Source organism: Burkholderia sp. F1, from assembly GCF_050813845.1.
GTDB lineage: Bacteria > Pseudomonadota > Gammaproteobacteria > Burkholderiales > Burkholderiaceae > Burkholderia > Burkholderia ubonensis.
On the sequence record NZ_CP172422.1, the window covers coordinates 1,071,040 to 1,088,000 of the forward strand.

The 16,961-nt window shown below is 60.3% G+C and carries 15 protein-coding genes; 9 read left to right on the plus strand and 6 right to left on the minus strand.

Annotation, left to right across the window (positions count from 1 at the left end; all coding sequences use genetic code 11):
* Genes ACFIMZ_RS23930 through gspG form a run of 4 tightly spaced genes read right to left on the minus strand, consistent with a single transcriptional unit; the run spans position 1 to position 4,238 of the window.
* Entirely contained in the window at positions 1-873 is an 873-nt protein-coding gene (locus tag ACFIMZ_RS23930; protein ID WP_431824775.1) for a hypothetical protein, read from the minus strand.
* Positions 824-2,506, minus strand: a complete 1,683-nt coding sequence (locus ACFIMZ_RS23935) for a GspE/PulE family protein (RefSeq protein WP_431824776.1) — start codon at positions 2,504-2,506, stop codon at positions 824-826. The genes ACFIMZ_RS23930 and ACFIMZ_RS23935 overlap by 50 nt, the downstream gene beginning before the upstream one ends.
* Positions 2,503-3,759, minus strand: coding sequence for a type II secretion system F family protein (locus ACFIMZ_RS23940; RefSeq protein WP_431824777.1), 1,257 nt, complete (start codon positions 3,757-3,759; stop codon positions 2,503-2,505). The genes ACFIMZ_RS23935 and ACFIMZ_RS23940 overlap by 4 nt, the downstream gene beginning before the upstream one ends.
* 50 nt (positions 3,760-3,809) lie before the next feature.
* Positions 3,810-4,238, minus strand: a complete 429-nt coding sequence (gene gspG, locus ACFIMZ_RS23945) for a type II secretion system major pseudopilin GspG (protein WP_431824778.1) — start codon at positions 4,236-4,238, stop codon at positions 3,810-3,812.
* Positions 4,239-4,516: 278 nt separating this feature from the next.
* Here gspG and ACFIMZ_RS23950 point away from each other — a divergent pair, with 278 nt between their 5' ends.
* From ACFIMZ_RS23950 to ACFIMZ_RS23975, 6 genes are all read left to right on the plus strand, one after another.
* Positions 4,517-4,789 carry an RHS repeat domain-containing protein gene (locus ACFIMZ_RS23950; RefSeq protein WP_431824779.1) on the plus strand — a complete coding sequence of 91 codons (273 nt, stop codon included), beginning with the start codon at positions 4,517-4,519 and terminating at the stop codon, positions 4,787-4,789.
* A gap of 210 nt (positions 4,790-4,999) precedes the next feature.
* Positions 5,000-11,272, plus strand: a complete 6,273-nt coding sequence (locus tag ACFIMZ_RS23955; protein ID WP_431824780.1) for an RHS repeat-associated core domain-containing protein — start codon at positions 5,000-5,002, stop codon at positions 11,270-11,272.
* 17 nt (positions 11,273-11,289) lie between these two features.
* A complete protein-coding gene (locus ACFIMZ_RS23960) occupies positions 11,290-11,832 on the plus strand; it encodes a suppressor of fused domain protein (protein ID WP_431824781.1) in 543 nt (180 codons plus the stop codon).
* Between the two features lie 145 nt (positions 11,833-11,977).
* Positions 11,978-12,157 (plus strand): hypothetical protein, encoded by a 180-nt coding sequence (locus tag ACFIMZ_RS23965; protein ID WP_431824782.1) that lies wholly within the window; start codon positions 11,978-11,980, stop codon positions 12,155-12,157.
* 48 nt (positions 12,158-12,205) lie between these two features.
* Positions 12,206-12,490, plus strand: a complete 285-nt coding sequence (locus ACFIMZ_RS23970) for a DUF3144 domain-containing protein (RefSeq protein WP_431824783.1) — start codon at positions 12,206-12,208, stop codon at positions 12,488-12,490.
* A 457-nt stretch (positions 12,491-12,947) separates the two neighbouring features.
* The gene (locus tag ACFIMZ_RS23975; protein ID WP_431824784.1) at positions 12,948-13,220 is read left to right on the plus strand and encodes a hypothetical protein; all 273 of its coding nucleotides are present in this window, start codon (positions 12,948-12,950) and stop codon (positions 13,218-13,220) included.
* A gap of 152 nt (positions 13,221-13,372) precedes the next feature.
* Here ACFIMZ_RS23975 and ACFIMZ_RS23980 read toward each other — a convergent pair whose 3' ends face one another.
* Positions 13,373-13,705 (minus strand): hypothetical protein, encoded by a 333-nt coding sequence (locus ACFIMZ_RS23980; RefSeq protein WP_431824785.1) that lies wholly within the window; start codon positions 13,703-13,705, stop codon positions 13,373-13,375.
* A gap of 101 nt (positions 13,706-13,806) precedes the next feature.
* Here ACFIMZ_RS23980 and ypfJ point away from each other — a divergent pair, with 101 nt between their 5' ends.
* Entirely contained in the window at positions 13,807-14,682 is an 876-nt protein-coding gene (gene ypfJ, locus ACFIMZ_RS23985) for a KPN_02809 family neutral zinc metallopeptidase (RefSeq protein WP_431824786.1), read from the plus strand.
* Between the two features lie 25 nt (positions 14,683-14,707).
* Here ypfJ and ACFIMZ_RS23990 read toward each other — a convergent pair whose 3' ends face one another.
* A complete protein-coding gene (locus ACFIMZ_RS23990) occupies positions 14,708-15,322 on the minus strand; it encodes a DJ-1/PfpI family protein (RefSeq protein ID WP_431824787.1) in 615 nt (204 codons plus the stop codon).
* A gap of 178 nt (positions 15,323-15,500) precedes the next feature.
* Here ACFIMZ_RS23990 and ACFIMZ_RS23995 point away from each other — a divergent pair, with 178 nt between their 5' ends.
* Entirely contained in the window at positions 15,501-16,244 is a 744-nt protein-coding gene (locus ACFIMZ_RS23995) for a helix-turn-helix transcriptional regulator (protein WP_431824788.1), read from the plus strand.
* Between the two features lie 51 nt (positions 16,245-16,295).
* Entirely contained in the window at positions 16,296-16,958 is a 663-nt protein-coding gene (locus tag ACFIMZ_RS24000) for a hypothetical protein (protein WP_431824789.1), read from the plus strand.
* Positions 16,959-16,961 lie beyond the last annotated feature (3 nt).

Consider the following 16,961-nt stretch of genomic DNA (forward strand, 5'->3'; position numbering starts at 1 on the left):
TCAGACGGCTCCACAGAGCGCGTAGGCGAGACGCACGTCGTCGTCCGGCTCGTGCCCGTCGACCGCCAGCATGTGACCGGCCGAAGTGGCCAGGTGATGCGCGGGGAACACCCAGGTTGCATCATCGGGTATCGCCGATGATCGGGAGTACGAATAGGGCTGAATCGAGAAGGCAGTGATGTGTCCGTGGTGGGCGGCAATGCGTAGCAAACGAGATCCCTCGATCAGCGCAAGCACGCCAGTGCCGAGTTTCACCTGTGCAAACAAGCGATTCCATGCGACGCTCAGAGCAGGGGCGATCCGGCGGACCCGGTACTTCCGCCGCTTGGAAAATGCGGTGAGCTCGCCGATAACGTCGTTTGCAATCAGCGCGGCCAGACGCGGATGCCCAAACGAGACGGGGGCGAACCGGAGCTGGTGGTCGGCAAACGGGATTGCGTCGGCCGCAACATGCTGGGCAAAGAGCGCAGCCGTCAGCGACCGGGAAAACGCATCGCTGACCAATCGAGGATTCCAGGGCAACAGCAGGTAGCGCACGTAATCGATGCCGATGATCCAGTCGATTGCGCCACGAACCCGATGCGCGTCCAGCCACGCGTCCAGCGCTGCCAGCCGGCCGGTCAAATCATGCACCCCGGCGTCCGTGAGCAAGACAGCCTTGTCCTGCACGATCGGCTTGAAGCGGCCGGTGACGCGGCACACGGCCAAGGCATCGTGTCCGAGATAGACGCACAGCCGTTCGGGCCGCGCGGCCTTCTCTGCCCAACCGACGATCATGTCGACAAGTTGGCGTGGTCGACCCGCGATCCTCCAGGCGGCTGGATTAATCGGCAAATGTGACACGATTGATTTCTTCCAAGGTCGTTTGTCCATGCTTCACGGCATCGATGGCCTGCTCGCGCATCATGCGCATCCCGCGCTGGCGCGCCATTTCCTTCAATTGGCTCGCCGGTGTCTGCTGCAGGATCGCTTCGCGCAGGTCGTCGTCCAGCACTAAAACTTCTGCAAGTGCGCGGCGACCTCGGTAGCCGCTGCCGCGACAATTTGCACAGCCCGCGCCCTTCATCAGTCGACTGTCGACCAGTTGTTCGCGCGTGACGCGCGAGTCATGCAGCAATGCGTCGTCCGGCATGAATGGCGCCGCGCAGTGCGTGCAGATCAGGCGGACCAGGCGTTGGGCGACGACGCCGTTCAGCGCCGTGACGAAACTGTACGGGTCGACCTGCATGTGCCGAAAGCGGCTCAGCACGTCGAACACGTTGTTGGCGTGAACGGTCGTGTAGACAAGGTGTCCGGTCAGCGCGGCCTGAATCGCGATTTCCGCGGTTTCGCGATCGCGAATTTCGCCGACCAGGATCCGGTCCGGGTCGTGCCGCAGAATCGAGCGCAACCCCCGGGCGAACGTCAGGCCTTTTTTCTCGTTGACCGGAATCTGCAGAATATCGTCGAGTTGATACTCGACCGGATCCTCGATCGTGATGATCTTGTCGTCGCCACGCTTGATCTCCGAGAGCGTGGCATAGAGCGTCGTTGTCTTGCCTGAGCCGGTGGGGCCGGTGACGAGCAGCATCCCGTACGGATGATTGGCGAGCCGGCGTATCGTCTGGCTCGTCGGCGTATCGATTCCGAGCGTATCCAGGGTCAACATTGCCTTGTCGGCGGTCAGCGATTGACGATCGAGAATCCGCAGCACCGCGTCTTCACCGAACAGGCCCGGCATGATCGAAACGCGGAAATCGACCTCGCGGGACTGGATCGAGACCGAAAACCGCCCGTCCTGCGGAATGCGCTTTTCGCCAATGTCCAGTTCGGCCATTACCTTCAAACGTGAAATGACCTGCTCCGACATGCTGGGGTCGGGCAATGTGCGCGCGGTCGAGATCACGCCGTCGATCCGGTATTTGATCGAGAGCCCGCGCAGCGTGTTCTCGAAATGAATGTCCGACACGCGATTGCGATGTGCGTCGTACAAGGTCGAATTCACGAGACGCACGACCTGGCTTTCATCGCTGGCGATCGAAACGAGCGAAATCTCCTCGGCATCGTTCGCGTCGCGATCCGTCTTGTCCAGCCTGATCAGTTGCGACAGCGCTTCCTGGTCGGCGCCAAACCGGGCCAGCAGCGCTTTCAGCTCGAGCGGATGCGTGAAGGCCAGCTCGAAAAAGCCGTGCAATCGGTAGCTCGCCATCGTAATCAGCGTGTCATTCCACGGGTCGTCGCAGACAAAAATCCGATTGCTGGCGCCGTCGTGCAACATCACGCAATTCTGCTGGAGACATTCGGCATAACTGAAGCCGGTGAAATCCGGCTTCATCGCGTCCATTTGCGCGAGCCGCAGCATGGCCATCCCGCTTTCTTGGGCGACGAACCGCAGCATGTCGTCGGCGGACAGATCGCCGGCCTTTTCCAGCGCGCACAAGACGGGTTCACCGTTGGTGAGCGCCAATGTCCGGGCCTGCGAGAGCAGGGCGTCGGGCCGCACCGCGGTCACGAGTGCATCAGTCATTGCAGATTCCCTGCCAGATCGAAAACCGGGAGATAGAGCAGCACGACGATCGTGCCGATCCCGAGCCCCATCACCAGCATCAGGATCGGCTCCACCAGCCGTGCGAACCGCTCGACCCATTGAGCAATTTCCCGTTCATGGAACATCGCCGCCTGTTCCAGCATGTTGGCAATCTGGCCGTTACGTTCCCCGGCGCGCAACAGACGCCGCGCAACCGTGGTCATCAGTTGTTCCTGCTCCAGGCTGTCGCTCATCTTCCTGCCTTGCGAGATGCTGCTCATGGACCGGGTCAGGCCGTCCTGGAGCGTTGGCGGGAGCAGTTCCCGAGTCATGTCGAGCGATGGCAGCAGGGCAACGCCGCCTTGCAGCAACATCCCGAGCGAGCGATAGAAACGGGCGAGTTGCAGCAGCTTCAGTTTTTCGCCGACCCAGCCAATCCGCCCGAGCAACACCAGACAGCGTTGCTGCACGGCGCGCCGCGTGAACAGTGCCGAGGCGCCGATCAGCATGGCAGACAGGCAGCTTAGCGAGGCGACTGCGTGCTCGCTGACGAACAGTCCCACCGCGAGCAGCCATCGTGACAGTAGCGGCAAGCCTGCCGCCGGCATGCCTTCGTAGACGTGAGCGAAGCGCGGCGCGAGAAACCAGACCAGGAAAAACGCAACCGCAGTTCCGGTGAGCATCAGCAATGCGGGATAGAGCGATGCAGCGATGAGTTTTTGCCGCACGACGCCGACCTGGGTGTGATAGTGCAGATAGCGCTCCAGCGCTTCGGTCATCCCGCCGGTCTGCTCGCTGGCGGCGATCATCGCGATGAACAAGGTGGAAAAGTGGTTGGGGTGGAGCGCCAGTGCAGTCGAAAACGATTTGCCTTGCTGCATCAGACGCACCAGTTCCGGCAGGACATAGTGTCCTTGTTCATCGGCCGTACCGGAACGGCTTTGGCGCCAGCGTTCGTCCAGCGTTTCGAGTGCTTCGGTGAGCGCCAGCCCCGCGCGAAGCAGTGTCAGTAGTTCGTACACGAACAGGGAAAGATCGAAGGCGCGACGCTGAAAAAGCCCCGTTTTCAATAGACGGAAGCGGGCCATCCCCATTCGGCCGCGATCGGCTGCGGTGATTTCGACAATCTGCACGCCTGCTTGTCGAGCACAGCGTATCGCCTCCTGCATTGCGTCGTCGTGATTCGTTGCGAGCAGGTCGAACGGTTGCAGTTCGCCTTGCGCATTCAGGCCAAGCAAGACAAATTTGGACACGATGCTGGATCGCTACTGAAACTGTCTGTTGAAAGGAGGGCGCCGGCGGATCAGTTATGAATGGCGTTGGCCGCCGACGCGTTCCTGGTCGGGCCGTACGACACGATGTCGTAATCGACATTGTGCGTACCAGGGGATGCGTACTGATACGGCGTGCCCCACGGATCAACGGGAACGGCTTTTTTCAGATAGGGGCCATTCCAGCCGGGCGTGCCGTCGGCCGGCGCCGTCATCAACAGCCCGAGCCCTTCCTGGGTGGTTGGATAACGACCGATATCGAGTCGGAGTTGATCGACGGCTTTGCTGAACACATCGATTTGCGCCTTGGCCGTGGTCTCTTTCGATTTATCGACGTTGGAAAATAGCCGAGGACCAACGATACCGGCAAGCAGGCCGATGATTACCAGCACCACTAGTAGTTCTAGCAGGGTAAATCCTTTCTGGAGATTGTTCTTTTGAATTGTTATGCATGGCGTCACTTCGGGCCTCGAATCGCATGACTGCGCGTCTGGTGAGGGTTGGAAACGATGGATCGATTCAGATCGATGCGCCCACAGCAATGCGGATTTAAAAGTGCCGAAGGCATGAATGCATCTTACACTAGACTTTCCTTCGGCAGGTGGATAGAATTTTTTCGAAAGGGAACCCCCTTTGTCCTAAAGCCTTATGGACACAATTACGTCACAGAGAATGGCGTGTCGGGTATACCCTTTGCGAGAGCCAACAAAGAAAGAGAAATACAACAAGGAGTTGGATAATGCTTGATGCTGTCGGGGTACCTGATGAAAATACCGGGGGAAGATTTCCTGGCGCGCGTTCTACGCTTGGGTTTAAGCGCGGATGTGCCGTGGGCGTGGCTTTGCTGACATTTTCAGTTTTTGCCCATTCGGCCAGCAGTGTCGACTACACCTATGATGCGCTGGGGCGTGTGGTGAAGGCTGTTTACAGCGACGGGACCAAGACGACAACCGTCACCTACAACTACGACGCCACCGGTAATCGGACTACCGTGACGTCGAGCAGCCCCTAGATTCATTTCAATTTCAGGAAATCGTCGATCCTGCTCGATTACTCGCGGTGAAAAACCGCTGATGTATCGACTGGGTGTGACTGGCTGAATATCGTTCATTCATCGGGCGTTTACCGAAAATCCTTCTTTCATGGTTGGAGGAGAGGTGGCGTTCGTGGATTTTGAATATCAAACGTATTCAAAAATATCCTTTGGTTAAGGAGCCCACCGATGCACACGCGCGCATCCGCAGGCAAGCACGCTTCGAATAATCCGAACGCTGCTCCGTTACGTCAATTCATTGCCCGGAAAATGCTGATGGCATTGGCGGGTACGTTGGCTTTATCTCTCGGCACGGCTCACGCCGGCAATATTCAGTTTTCCAGTTCGACGCCGGTTGTTCTCGAGAAGGATCCGGTGCTCCGGGCGCAAGCGGCTTCGGAGAAGGCGCCGCCGATTCGCCGAAGTCTCGAACCTGAGGGCAAGGCAAGAGCCCTCGCGGTGGGAGAAGAATTCCTGCCGCAGCCGAATGTGCTGCGGGCCGTGATGCCGCCCGTGACCCCCGGTGAGGCGCTCGAGCACGACACAAAAGTTGCGCGCGAGATGCCGCCCGGACTCAACGCGAATGGCGCAATCGAAACGCTGCCGAAGATGAATCCGAAGCGCGCGAAAGGCGCGCCGGAGGAGATTCACATTCAGAACTTCGCGGAGAAAAAACCGGCCGGGTCCGCCCGGGGTGCAATGATCGGCGGGGTGACGGGCGACAGCAATATCGTCACCAACATCGGGCCCGTCGGTCCGGCATCGCTCGACGAACTGGCTCGCGCGCTTCGCAATCACCCTGATCTGATTTACCAGTACGTTCGCAACAACATCGAACTCGATCCGGTGCGCGGCATGCACAAGGGGGCGCTGGGGGCGGTGCTCGACAACTACGGCAGCCCGTTGGATCAGGCCGCGCTGATGCAGTCGCTGCTGCGTCTGTCGGGGTACGACGCACGGATCGTGAGGGGCGTGATCAAGCTCAGCGCGCAACAGTTCTCGGACTGGTTTGGCGTGCCGACCAGCAATGTGTGCGCGGTCATGAATCTGATTAGTCAAGCGCAGATTCCGGTCTATGACCTCAACTCGACTCAAGCCGGAAGTTGTCCCGGCACGATTGCGGCGATGACGGACATCGCAATCGAGCATTTTTGGGTAAAGGTCAATATCGGCGGGACGTGGTACGCGTTCGATCCGAGCTACAAGCCGCACGTCGTGAAGCCCGGCATCGATCTGGGCGCGGCTACCGGATATAGCGCAGCGACGTTCCTGCAGAACGCTACGGCGGGGGCGACCATCACGCCTGATCTGGTTCGCGGGTTGAATCGCAATAACATTCGTTCCGGACTGGAGAGCGCGTCGAAAAATCTCGCCGACTGGATTCGCAAGAACAAGCCGACAGCGACGCTGGGCGACATCATCGGCGGCAAGGCAATCATACCGTTCTATGCAGGCGTGGTGCGGCAGGCACAGCACCCGTTACAGGACGCACGCTGGGCGCCGGTGGAGTGGACGGACGTGCCGCCCGAATTCAAGCCGACGGTGCGCGTGCGGTATCAGGGTATCGACCAGACATTCACTTCGGATGCGATTTATGGCAAGCGTCTGACGATCACGTTCAACTCGGCGAATCAGCCGATCCTCAAACTGGATGGCCAAGCGATCGGCGCGCCTGGCGGGTATGTCGCACCCGGCGCAGATAGCGTGGTGAGCTTTGGCGTAACGCACAATGCGTACACCAATCGATTTTCGGATCACGCATTCGACCAGCATATCAAAGGGGGCGGGAAGTACCTGATCGTGAACGGCTGGGGACCGACAGGGCGAGGGCTGTCACAACATTACCTGAAGAATCTGGAGGAGCTCCGCGCGGCAGGTAACGCGGACGATAGCGAGGCCATGCTTGGCGCAAGTCTCGGCGTGATGGGCGCGCAATGGGTTTCGCAGACGACGAACGGCGCTTCGATTACGGATCGCCTCGCAGGGACCTATACGGTTCACCAGCACCAGGTCGGGATCGCGGGCTACACTGACGGCCCGTACGTGGATTTGCCGAGCAACATGATTTCGAGCGTGCATCTGGCGGGTGACACGAATCTCGAACGGGCTGTCTTTGACAGCATCGGGGCACACAATTCGATACTCGAATCGACTGCGGTCAACCAGACTTCGGGCGTCTCGGCGGTTTCCACCGTGAAGCTGATGGATCTGGCGATGAGCCAGGGGCAAACGATTTACAGCGCAAAAAGTGCCAATTACGCCAGTGTCGTTAAACCTGCGCTGCAAAATTGTCAGGCGTACTTCACAAATTTCCAGACTAATCTGGATCAGGGATACCAGTTGCTTCTGCCGGGCAACTGCCAGCAGATCGAGAATCGCTGGACAGGTGTGGGCTACTTCGTGCGTGGCTTGCAAGCGAGCCGCCTGCTCGGGGCGATCATCACCGGTGGATATTCGGGCGGCTTCTTCACGTCCCCGGTTCCCGCGCCGACGTACAACAGCAATACCATCAACAATTCGAGGGCGCCATTTCAGCAAACCCAATATTTCGGGCCGCAAGTGGTGGCAGGCGATCCGATCGACATGGTGCACGGGAATTTCCTGTACGAGCATCAGGATCTCAAGACGGGCTATGGCGCGTCCCCCGGCAGTCTGAATTTCCAGCGCTTCTACAGTAGTGGCCAGAAAAACCAGAACGGTGTGCTGGGCAAGGGCTGGACGCATAACTACGATATCCGTATCCGTACCGCGTCCGACGGCTTCCTTGCCATGGGTGACCGGCTCGCACTGGATGCCGTGGGCACGATCGTCGAACACAAGGCATCGCTGGATTTATTGAACGATCCGACAGCGCCGGCAGAGAAATTCCTGAGTGCCGTAATCGCTCAGCGCTGGTTTGGCGATCAGTTGGTCAACAACTCACGGATAGTGTCGCTGGGCATCAATAGCGACGTGTTTTCTCGCATCAACGGAGAGTTCAGTGCGCCACCCGGGAAGGCCGTGCGATTGAGCGGTGACGATACGGTGGGCTGGACCTATGTGAATCTGCACGGAGACACGTACACGTTCAAAGACGGCAAGGTGGCGCGGTTCATCCAGGCGGATAGCAAGGCGATCGATTTCACCTGGAGTGGCGACTTGCTCACACGGGTCGAGAACAACATGGGCCGCAGCCTGACGTTGACCTACTCGAACGGGAAGCTGCAAGCCGTCGCGAGCCCGCAGAAGACGGTCAGCTTTGCCTATGACGGTAGCGACAATCTGGTCAGCACGACTGATCCGGACGGATTCGTGACGCGTCACGAGTACGACAAACCCGGCCGGATGACGAAGTTCTACGAGCCGGCTTTCCCGAGCACGCCTACCGTGACCAATGTCTACGACACGCTGGATCGGGTGAAAACGCAAACCAGCGCGGCGGGCAACCTGTTCAACTATTACTTCGCGGGATTCCGTTCCGAAGAGATCGGGCCGGGCGGTTCGACTCGCACGAACTATATCGATAGCGAGGGGAACCTGATACAGGTCGGGGACCCGATGGGGCGCTGGACGTTCAAGGACTATGACGGCCAGAACCGGTTGGTGCGGGAAACGCGTCCGGAGGGCAATCGCACGGAGTACGTGTATGACGACGCCACGTGTGTACCGGGGAGTGGTTACGTGCATGGCTGCTCGCACAATGTCGCCAGCGTCTCCCGTTATCCGCGTCCGGGTACCGGCGAGCCGGTGCTGACCGAGCGTTTCACCTACGAGCAGTTAAACGGAAAAGTCATCACGGCCATGGATGCACGGGGCGCTATCACGCGATATGAGTATAACGGCCAGGGTTTTCTGACGAAGCTCACAAAGCCTCAGGTGGACAACGTCGCACCGGTGAAAACGTTCACCTATGGGCTGTTTTTTATTTCGGGCAAGACCGGGGTCTTCCAGCTGACTCGGGTGGACGAGAAGATCGATGCCACCCGTACCACGGCGACAACGACCGACTATGGGGCGGACCTCCTGCCTGTGACCATCACGCAGGATGCGGATGGACAGAAGGTCAAGACGGTCACGACCTACGACAACGAGGGACGCTTGATTTCGAGCCAGCGCGATGGCGCACCGAAAATCACGTACACCTATGACAAGCGCGACAACGTCACGAGCACGAACGCGAGCCTGCTGGGCGCGGACGAGATCATCGGCTATGACGCGAGTAACCGGGAGGTCAGTCGTGGCGTAGCTATCCCGGGCGGCGCGATGGTTACCTGCAGGCGCTACAACGCAATGGGTAACGTGGTGCGCGTGTGGGGGCCGGCGAAAACGGCAGGGGTGTCGGTCTGCCCCGCGGAAGGCGCACCGACGCCGATCACGGATACGGCCTACGACGATCATCACCGTGTGAGCCGCGTGACGCAGTATCTGAGTGCGGGCGAGGGCGACAACCGTGTGACTGATATGGTGTACAACCCGGACGACACGGTGAAGAGCGTTCGTAAGGCAGTGGGTACGGGGCTGGAGCAGAACTACGTCAGCTATGTCTATAACCCGAACGGCACGGTAGCACTGACGACTGACGCGAGAGGCAATACGACGGTCAATCTATACGACGGGCATGACCGCTTGTATCGCACGCATTATCCGCTGGAGGGGCAGCCGGGGATGGGCGATGCGAACAACTTCGAGCAGTACGCGTGGGATGAGAACGGTAATCCGGTCGCGCTTCGCAAGCGTGACGGTCAGATCGTGACGCAAACCTTTGACCTTCTGAATCGTCTGGTCGCGCGGAACTTTCCAGGTAACGTGGGCAACGTGCAGTACGGCTACGACCTGCGGGGGCTGAAGACGACCTCGCAATACAGCGATGGCAGTCACACGATTACGAACAGTTATGACGGGCTGGGTCAACTGACGCAGACAAACTCGGCGGGCAAGCTTCTGCGGTACAGCTACGATGCGGCGGGGCGCGTGACCGATGTCGCGTGGCCGGACGGATTCCATGTCGCCTTCAACTACGACGCGTTCGGCCGGCCGTTGCAACTGCTGGAAAACGGCGCGGTGAGTCTGGCGAAATACAGCTACGACCCGCTGGGCCGCCGGGTGCAGGTGGATCTGGGCAACGGTACGCGAACGGAGTTCTCGTATGACAACCAGGGGGCATTGTCGGGCGAGAATCACCGCTTTACGAGCAGCAGCGAAGACTGGATCGCGACATTCGCGCGTAATCAGCTGGGCGACCTCAGGAAGCAAAGCGTGACGAACAACCGGTATGGCTGGACGCCGGCGGTGGGGACGAGCACGTACTCGGTGAATGCGTTGAATCAATACGCTGCGGTGTCCGGGAGTGCAGTCAAGCACGATTTGAACGGCAACCTGACGGGCGACGGGGTGTGGACGTATACGTACGATCTCGACAACCGGATGAAGACGGCGAGCCGTTCGGGCACGAGCGCGGCGCTTGTGTACGATCCGGAAGGTCGCCTGGCCAAGACGACCGTCAATAGCGTCGATACATTGCTGCTGTACAACGGTCAGAACCTCGCTGCCGAATACGACAGTACGGGGGCGGTGACGCGTCGCTATGTGTTCGGCCCGGGAGTAGACGAGCCGCTGGTGCAGTACGAAGGCGCGGGCACGGCGTCGAAGAGCTGGCTGTATGCGAACCAGCAGGGCAGTATCGTGGCGCAGGCGAACGGCAGTGGCGCGACGACGAGCAGTCAGGCATATGGGCCGTTTGGCGAGACCGATGGCACGCCGGCGTCGCGGTTCGGTTACACGGGGCAGCAGTATCTGGCGCCGTTGGGCCTGTACTACTACAAGGCGCGGATGTATTCGCCGACGCTCGGACGCTTCTTGCAGACCGATCCGATCGGGTACAAGGATGACCTGAACTGGTACGCGTACGTCGGGAACAATCCGGTCAACCTTGCAGATCCGGGTGGACTTGCGGCTGCTTCGGCCAGGGGGTTTAATAACTCGTCGCTTGGAAGTTCGGCAGGGTTCGAGTTCAATCGAACCGGAATGTCGAACGATTCAGGCTATCAGGTAGCCGGCGTCAATGTGTTCAGAAGGCCGCGCGATGAAATGATTCTGGAAGGAGGCGGTGGTGGCTCCTCGGTCGTAGGCGGGGGACCGACTACGTCGGGAAGCACGACGGTAACTGCCGCCGAATTGCGAGCAGCTGGTCGGGCAGACTTTAATACGTCGCGAACTGAGGCACTGAATGCAAGTGGCGGAAAGTGCACCTATTGCAAGAATGGCGTGGCGACCGCTGGGGATCATGTGAAGTCTCTGAAGTCGTATGCTGACGATGTCAACGCCGGGAAGATCACTAGGGAGGCCGCGATCAAGCAAGCAAATTCCCCCGGTAACATCACCGGTGCCTGCACGTCATGTAACAGCTCCAAGGGGGCTCGGGATCTGAGTCGGACTCCAGGTCCCGGAAAATGGGTGGCCCCGAATGGGTTTTATCCTGAATAACTTAGTGGATCGATGTGATGAAGCTTGAACAGTACCAAGCCGCTGTTTTGACATTTCTCTTTGACAGACTACCGATTGGTAACGATGTCGATTCGCTGGAGTTCTCTTTGTCCGGTGAGTTTGCCGGAAAGTACCGGGTGGCTCATTCATCCATTGAGTCGTCCGATCGGACAACGCGAGTGATCTTCACATTGCCGAGCTATTCTCGTAGTGTCTTTATCGCCCTGACGCGGACGAGGCTAAACGACACTGCGCGGATCTTGGCGAATCTGGAGGACTACGAGCGAGAGACATCCATGCCGCTTGGCCTCGGCGAAGTTGTTGTGGTGCCTGATCAAGCCCCGGAAGGCGCTGACATGCCGTACGCCGTGATCTTGCTGAGAACTGCTACTTCCCTTGACTGCGAGGGAGTACCGGATGGCTACACGATCGATGGGAAGCAAACGCGGTTCTATCTCGCGGTGCCGCTAACAAAGGACGAGTGGGAGCTTCGCCGGCAGCGTGGGCATGATGCGCTTATGGATCGGTTCCAAGATGAGGGGAAGGAACTCTTGTTCTGACGGGTTGTGCCGTACTCGGATGCCTCGGCGGGCGGCTATGGCCGCCCGCCGAGAATTGTCCCGCGTGTGAAGGTTTTTTCGACTTGAATTGGGCCCAGGTTTTCGTCCCGACCCCGCTGCATTTTTGAGCAGCGGGGTATCAGGAATGGTCACGATGGTCATGACTGGCAAGGTTCGGCGGATTTCGGGCGCGGCCGCGAAGAACTGGCTGTACGCGAACTCGCAGGGCAGCATCGTGGCGCAGGCGAACGGCAGCGGTGCGACGACGGGCAGTCAGGCATATGGGCCGTTTGAAGAGCCTCTGGCTAATGAGTGCGGCCTGTGATGACTTGCAATAATGTCATTTCGTGCAGCGGAGACTTTTGGGGGGGATATGGATGTTGATGAGGATTTCTACAATCGCGCCGATGCACACATTAACCTGTCAAACGAGCAACTCAAAACCGTAGATGGTCGTGGAAAAGTAAGTGCGTCAATGATGTATGCAGCCGCACGATTCAACGCTTGGGTTAGTGCATGCGGACACGCATCTGGCGCAGACATGGCGGCGATGCGTGAAGAAACAGTCCGATATTTCTGCGACGAATACAAGAAGGCGCTGGAGGTGCATCTTGACGACTACATCGAAAATTTCGATCGCTACATGAGACCAAACTGAAGTTGCCAATTCGTAAGCACGAGTTTCTCCGCACATGGCGCATGGGGCTGAAAAGCATCTCGCTTGCGTCCGCTATCCACGATTGCGGACGCAAGGATGCCGCTATCGCAGCCATTGATCCCCACGGCGACGAGACGACGGTTCAGGTTTCGCCGTGCTCTCCGAGTCGGCGCTACCCCGCGTGTGGCTCAGCGACTATGCATTCACAAGCGCGCGTCCGGATCGGGATCGAGAGGTATGAATCTACTCGCCGCGTCAATATATTTGGCCTAGCTGTTTGTGTATCAAACAGCAGAAGGAGCAGACTGGCGCCTGCTCGGAAAGGCGGCGGATGGGCGGTCAGGATCGCTTGCAGACGTCAGCAGCATGAGTACGCAGGGCGACGTGCATTCAATCTGGCTCCGGGCCGTGTATCGCGAACCTCAAACGGTCGCAGGCGTAACATTTCGGCAAACGCATGGCTCATGCGGAGATCAAGTGCCGCGACCGTGTTCCGGAAGCCCATACTCAACACGTAATCTTGCTGGACGAGCACATGACGGCAGTCGGGTACAGCGACTCCGGCACCGGTAAGCCGGCGAGGATCGACCTTGGGTCGCGCAATGCCAGGAAGCTCTACGGCATGATTTGCTTTGGTCAGGAAATGGATGCCCCGGAATTTGCAATTTCTGACCAAGGGATCGTCGAACGCGCTGCAAGACAGCTGATGCATGGTGATGCAGACGAGTAGCGCGCATCGCGCCGCGGTTCAGAACAGCGAGCGCTTTCACCTCTACGTCCAGGGCGCCCACTCCGGTCGATAGCTTTTCCAGCAGCCCAGTGCTTGAAGTGCCTTGGATCAAGCAATTCTGCCCCGTGACTTCCTTGAGGTCGGGCGTCAGGTTACGCAATCGCCGTCAAACCCTCCACGGTTTCCTGCGATGAATCCGTTTTTATAGCCGGATGCCGAACAAACCGCTCCTGTCGCAGCACGAACCCGAGATGGTGGCGCTCGAGAAACTCGTGCCGAAGGACCACCTGCCGAGCCAGATTTTGCAATAGCTGACGATCTCGCGCGGCGGATCGCTCTATGCTTGGTATTTTTGCGACAAGTCGTCGAAAGTCGGCAAAATTGTGCCGGCCGCGCATCTGCGCCAACGCAACGTGAGCATCGATGCGATGAATCAATGCGACGATTCGCCGGTCCGGTCGCCGCGCAGCGGCATGTTCGAGCAAGTGCACATGCCAGGCTGCCCGGCGCCGCATGCCACGATGGTTTTACTTGACCGGCGGATCCATCCATCCGGCCGGCATAACGACAGGGAAGGGAGCCGGCAATGAGGCTGGACGACGAAACCGAAAGCCAGAACGTCGAAGATCGCCGCGGCGGAGGCGGCTTCGGCGGCGGGCGGGCGACGATCGGCATCGGCACGATCGTCGTCGCGCTGGCTGCCTCGTATTTCTTCGGGGTCGATCCGCGCGTCGTCCTCGAAGGCGCATCGGCGCTGCAGGGCGGGCGGCAGCAGCAGGCCCAGTCGCCGGCGCAGCATCAGGGCGCGCCGGCGACCGACGCCGGCGCGGCGGTATTTACCCGCAAGGTGCTAGGCAATATCGAGCGGACCTGGACGATGATCTTCTCGACGCAACTGCACGAGCAGTACCAGCCGCCGAAGCTCGTGATGTTCACGAACGCGACGCCGACGGCCTGCGGCACCGGGCAAACCGCAATGGGCCCGTTCTACTGTCCGGGCGACCGGAAGGTGTATATCGATCTCGGGTTCTACGACGACCTGCGCCGGCGCTTCGGCGCGGGCGGCGATTTTGCGCAGGCGTACGTGATCGCGCACGAGGTCGGCCATCACGTGCAGAACCTGCTCGGCATTTCCGGCAAGGTCGACGCCGCGCGCCGCCGTTCGAGCGAAGCGCGCTCGAACGCGTTGTCGGTACGCATGGAACTGCAGGCCGACTGCTTCGCAGGCGTATGGGCGAACAATGCGCAGCGCGCGAACCAGCGGCTCATCGAGCCCGGCGATTTCGAGCAGGGCCTGAAGACGGCGGCGGCGATCGGCGACGATCGTTTGCAGCAGCAAGGGCAGGGTTACGTGGTGCCGGAGAGCTTCACGCACGGCAGCAGCGAACAGCGCGTCTACTGGCTCAGGCGCGGCCTCGAGTCGGGCGAATTGAGCGCGTGCGACACGTTCGCGGCGCGGTGACGGGCGGAGGCGGTTGGCATCGTCGTCAAGTCGCGGGCATTTCTCGCAGATACGGCAAGACGTGCCCCATTGCGCGCGTGACGTAGTCGTCCTTTTCCCCGACCGGCGCGACATAGCGAAGGGCATCCTGCGCGGCGTCGATGCTGTCGAGGCGGGCAATCATCCAGGCAGCGAGATAGTGCGACGCCAGGCACCCGCCGGCGGTCGCGACGTTCCCGCTGGCAAAGAACGGCTGATTCAACACGTCGACGCCGGCCTCCTGGACCCAGGGTTTCGTCGTCAGATCGGTGCATGCCGATACGCCGTCCAGCAGCCCGAGTTTGGCCAGCACGAGCGTGCCCGAACATTGCGCGCCCAGCATCTGCCTGGAAGGATCAAGCTGCAGCCGCGCCATCAACGCTTCGTCAGCGACGATGTCCCGCGTCCGTATGCCGCTGCCGACGATCACGCCATCGGCGGCATTCGCGTCGCTCAGGGACGCCTGTGATTCGAGCGCCACTCCGTTCATCGAGCGGACACGCTCTGTTGGGCTCGCAATGGAGACGCGCCAGCCTGGCTTCTTGACGCGATTGAGGATGCCGAACGCGATGAGCGAGTCGAGTTCGTTGAATCCGTCGAAGGTCAGTATCGCGATGTGCATGGCAGAGCCCCTCTGCTGGTAGCGATGGCAATCGTACGCCAAACAGAGAAATAACAGCGGACGTTTGTCGAATCAGGGCCGATGTCGGCCGCGCCGGCGATTTGCCGATTTGCGCTCACGCGTTGCTCCCCGCCGTCTGTAGTCTGCCCCGACATCCGACGCGTCTGCCCGCCTGCCGATGTCCATCACGCCGAGCACATCCGTTCCTTCCGACGCCGCCGCAGCCGACTGGCAGCGTGCGCTGCGCGCTTGCGTGGACGCGCTCGACGCATTCGCGAGCCCATCGGCGATCGTGTTTTACCGGCTCGACGCGAGCGGCGAGCCGGCGGATTTCGAGCTGTTCGGGATGCCGGAATCGATGCACCGCATTTATGTCGCCCGCTACCGGATGCTCGATCCGCTGCATCCGTCCCGCTGCGCGGCGGGCGAGGGCGCGGTCGTCACGCTCGCGTCGCAACTGCCTGACGAACGCCGCGAAGCATCCGCCTATTGGACCCGCTTCCTGCGCCGGCATGATGTCGCCGATGTGGTCGAAATCTGGCTGCGCGACGCCGGCGTTACGGTCGGCGCGTTCTCGCTGCTGCGCTTCGGTGCGACCGGCGAAGGTGCGGCCGGCGAAGGCGTGGCCGGCCGGTTCGCGCCGGGCGAGATCGACTCGCTCGCGCGTCTGCAACCGGTCGCCGAAGCCGCGCTGAGCCCGCTGCTGCGCGCGCGGCGCGGCATCCACCGGATCGGCTGCGAGGAACGGTTGACCTACCGCGAGGAACAGATCGCGCGCCTCGTGCGCGATGGCCGCTCGAACAAGGAGATTGCGCGCGATCTCGCGCTCGGCCAGCCGACGGTCAAGACCCACCTGATGCGGATGTACCGCAAGCTCGGCGTGTCGAACCGGACCGAGATGGTCGGGGCGCTGTTCCTGTGAATCGGCGGATAATCGCGATCCCGACATCGAACTCCTGGCGATTGCAGGTCCATGAACACCAAACCGCTGCTGGCTCTCCTGCTCGCCATGTCTTGTTCCTCCGCGGCCTTTGCTCAAGCGCGCGCCCTCGACACGTGCGTCGTGCTGCAGCCGACCCGGATCTCGGTTGACGACGTCGGCGATGCCCGCGACTATCCGCAGGACGGATGGCTCGGGCTCGCGCCGCACCGGAACAGTTGGGCGCTGTCGCCGGCACACATCCGGTTCGAACCGACGCAATGGAACGACCAAGTGGTCGACGTCACGTCCGATCTGGGCAAAGCCATTGCCCTGTTTCATTGCAAACCGCTCAAGGAAGGCAAGGTCGAAACGGCGAACATGGCGTTCTCGAACCAGGAGAGAACGATCGAACCTCACGCCAAACCGCTGCGCGTCGGGTTTCGCGGCCACCAATACGATCTGCGCTATACCCCATCCGGCTCCGTGGTCGTCGAAGGCAACGGCAAGCGGTCGATCCTGCATGACTTCGACGGGAGCACCCCGCCGTTTCGGGCCGTCCTGATATGGGCAGGCGACCTTGACCGGGACGGTGAACCGGATTTCCTGATGGCGTTCGAAAGCGAGATCAGCGCCAGTTTCTGCCTGTTCACATCGGGCAGGGCGACCGAAAAGGAATTGGTCGGCCTCGCCGGTTGCATGGACGCCAGTGACTGATTT

Excerpts from the sequence above, each read along its gene's own strand:
- ACFIMZ_RS23930 (WP_431824775.1), bottom strand. The coding sequence starts at position 873 with ATGGACAAACGACCTTGGAAGAAATCAATCGTGTCACATTTGCCGATT.
- ACFIMZ_RS23935 (WP_431824776.1), bottom strand. The coding sequence starts at position 2,506 with ATGACTGATGCACTCGTGACCGCGGTGCGGCCCGACGCCCTGCTCTCG.
- ACFIMZ_RS23950 (WP_431824779.1), top strand. The coding sequence starts at position 4,517 with ATGCTTGATGCTGTCGGGGTACCTGATGAAAATACCGGGGGAAGATTT.
- ACFIMZ_RS23955 (WP_431824780.1), top strand. The coding sequence starts at position 5,000 with ATGCACACGCGCGCATCCGCAGGCAAGCACGCTTCGAATAATCCGAAC.
- ACFIMZ_RS23960 (WP_431824781.1), top strand. The coding sequence starts at position 11,290 with ATGAAGCTTGAACAGTACCAAGCCGCTGTTTTGACATTTCTCTTTGAC.
- ACFIMZ_RS23965 (WP_431824782.1), top strand. The coding sequence starts at position 11,978 with ATGGTCACGATGGTCATGACTGGCAAGGTTCGGCGGATTTCGGGCGCG.
- ACFIMZ_RS23970 (WP_431824783.1), top strand. The coding sequence starts at position 12,206 with ATGGATGTTGATGAGGATTTCTACAATCGCGCCGATGCACACATTAAC.
- ACFIMZ_RS23975 (WP_431824784.1), top strand. The coding sequence starts at position 12,948 with ATGGCTCATGCGGAGATCAAGTGCCGCGACCGTGTTCCGGAAGCCCAT.
- ypfJ (WP_431824786.1), top strand. The coding sequence starts at position 13,807 with ATGAGGCTGGACGACGAAACCGAAAGCCAGAACGTCGAAGATCGCCGC.
- ACFIMZ_RS23990 (WP_431824787.1), bottom strand. The coding sequence starts at position 15,322 with ATGCACATCGCGATACTGACCTTCGACGGATTCAACGAACTCGACTCG.
- ACFIMZ_RS23995 (WP_431824788.1), top strand. The coding sequence starts at position 15,501 with ATGTCCATCACGCCGAGCACATCCGTTCCTTCCGACGCCGCCGCAGCC.
- ACFIMZ_RS24000 (WP_431824789.1), top strand. The coding sequence starts at position 16,296 with ATGAACACCAAACCGCTGCTGGCTCTCCTGCTCGCCATGTCTTGTTCC.